Genomic DNA, 2,279 nt, shown 5'->3' with positions numbered 1-2,279 from the left:
GCGCCGCGTGCGCTTGCGGCCCATCCCCTCGGCATCTCCGAACGACAGCTGCATCGAACTCACCCTTGAACCGATGATCCATTCTCGCCGAAAGTGGCGGAGTTGTTCAGACCTTCCTTAGCTCGCCAGATTGAACTATCTCCGAATGCAACAGCATTGCAGAGAGGCATTGCAGCAGAAGCAGCCGCAAACATTAACATTGCCACGCTTTCAGAAGCGATTGCTGGTAATGCGGACGCGATGGCCTCTTTTGCAAAAAATGCAGGGAACTTGATTGGTCTAGCTGGCGTTGCTCTTGGGACCTATGAGGCAGGGCTAACGGGCGGAGTTTCTGCAGCGTTGGCTGCTGCTGTTGCTGGGATCGTAGGCTTTATCGCTGGTGCTGCACTTGTTGGTGGCGCGACTACTATTGCGGGGATTTTTGTTGCCGGGTTGGTTGCGTATGGAATTTCCGAAGGGTTGGAATGGATTCTAAATAAATTTCTTCATGAATTTGGGTTCGATGAAATTATAAATAATTGGTCTACGGAACTTGTTGAGAAGCTCATGGGGCTTTTCGGGAATATTAAGGACGAAACCTACCGCATCCAGCGGTATGACCCACTCGCCTTGGATCTGAACGGCGATGGTATTGTTTCAACTCGCACCGACGGCAACCTGTCAGGCCCACTATTCGATTTCGACGGCGATCACTTCCGCACTGCTACCGGTTGGGTCAGCGGTGAGGATGGTCTGCTGGTTCGCGATTTGAATGGCGATGGGAAAATCGATTCCGGCGCCGAACTGTTCGGCGACCAGACCGTGCTGCGCGATGGGTCGCTGGCGACTTCGGGATTCCAGGCGCTGGCCGATCTGGACGAGAACGGCGACGGCGTGGTGGATGCGAATGATGCGGCGTTTGCCTCTCTGCGCATCTGGCAGGACGTCAATCAGAACGGCGTGACCGACGCTGGCGAGCTGATGACGCTGGAGCAGTTGGGGATCACCAACCTCTTGGTATCCCACAGTACCGAACAGGCTGCCGTGGCCGGCGGCCAGCGCACCGGCACCGGCAGCTTCACCCGCCTCGATGCCGAGGGCAATGCCACTACCGGCACCATGCAGGAGTTCGATTTCGATTCGGACACGATCCACGGTGCATACGACACCAGCGTGGAAATCCCGCAGTCTCTGGCCGACATCGTGGTCGATCTGCCTGGCATTGGTCGTCTGCGGCCCTTGCGCGAGGCGTGTGCTTTGTCGCCGGCGCTGGCGGGCCTGGTTCGCCAGTTTGCGGCGGCTACCACGGCGGAGGCGCAGAAGGCATTGCTGGCGGATGTGTTGCTGGAATGGGCAAAGACCAATCCGGGCTACTCGGATGACCGCATCAAGGTGCACGCGCTGGGAGGTGTGGAAGACCCCAACTCCCCCAATGTCATCCAGTTGCCTCCAAATACCTGGATTTCGGATACGTGGGAGTACATGCATGAAGATCAAAGGAACGCAATTCGCGTAGTTGAAGCAGTCATGGGCTGGGGCGCCATGACGGACGTCTGGTGGGCAAATGAGAATTTGCCGATCTATACGAAGATGTATGTCGCCTATTCTGATGCGGTCTATGAGAAATTGGTGCTTTCTACGCGCCTGAAGCCATATGTTGATGCGATCAGGATTGGTATTTCCGCGGATTTCTCCGCGCTGACGTTCAATTTTTCCGGTGTCGAGGCGCTGTTGCTGACGAAAGCGGAATCCGATGGGTTCAACGCCATCGTGGATTTGCTGGAGTTGAAGAAATACAAGGGCGATTTTTTCACCGCTGCTGAATGGTCGCCGGCGGGCGCGTTGGCGCAAATGGCCGAAACCGTGGTGTTGAGCGAGCAGCAGTGGCTTGCATTGCGGGACTATGGGTTGCTTTCTGCCACCGGCACTGACGTTTTCAATGGCACCGATGCCGCAGAGCTCGTCCTGGCGGATTCAGCGGACAATACCTTGAACGGTGGCAACGGTGATGACACGCTCATTGGCGGTGCCGGCAACGATACGCTTTCCGGCGGCAACGGAAACGATGTGTTGTATGGAGGCACCGGAAACGATGTGCTGGATGGGGGAGCCGAGAATGACGTGCTGTACGGAGGAGCCGGGGACGACGTGTTGGAGGGCGGTGCCGGCAGCAACAAGTTGTATGGCGGCGAGGGCGACGACACGCTGAGGGTGGATATTTATGCCCAAAACAACCTGTTTGTTGGCGGTACGGGCAACGATACGCTGATTGGTGGTTATTACTCCGACCGTTATGTGTT

Annotated in this window: 1 protein-coding gene; it reads left to right on the top strand. The window is 56.6% G+C overall.

Translation table 11 applies throughout. The features are described from left to right. Positions 1-93 precede the first annotated feature (93 nt). The coding region (locus tag ML342_RS11935; protein ID WP_500809971.1) for an SPM autocatalytic domain-containing protein at positions 94-2,279 on the top strand (2,186 nt) is incomplete at its 3' end.

Source organism: Thermomonas alba (assembly GCF_022419205.1).
Lineage (GTDB): Bacteria > Pseudomonadota > Gammaproteobacteria > Xanthomonadales > Xanthomonadaceae > Thermomonas > Thermomonas alba.
This window is presented reverse-complemented; position numbering and strand designations above follow the sequence as displayed.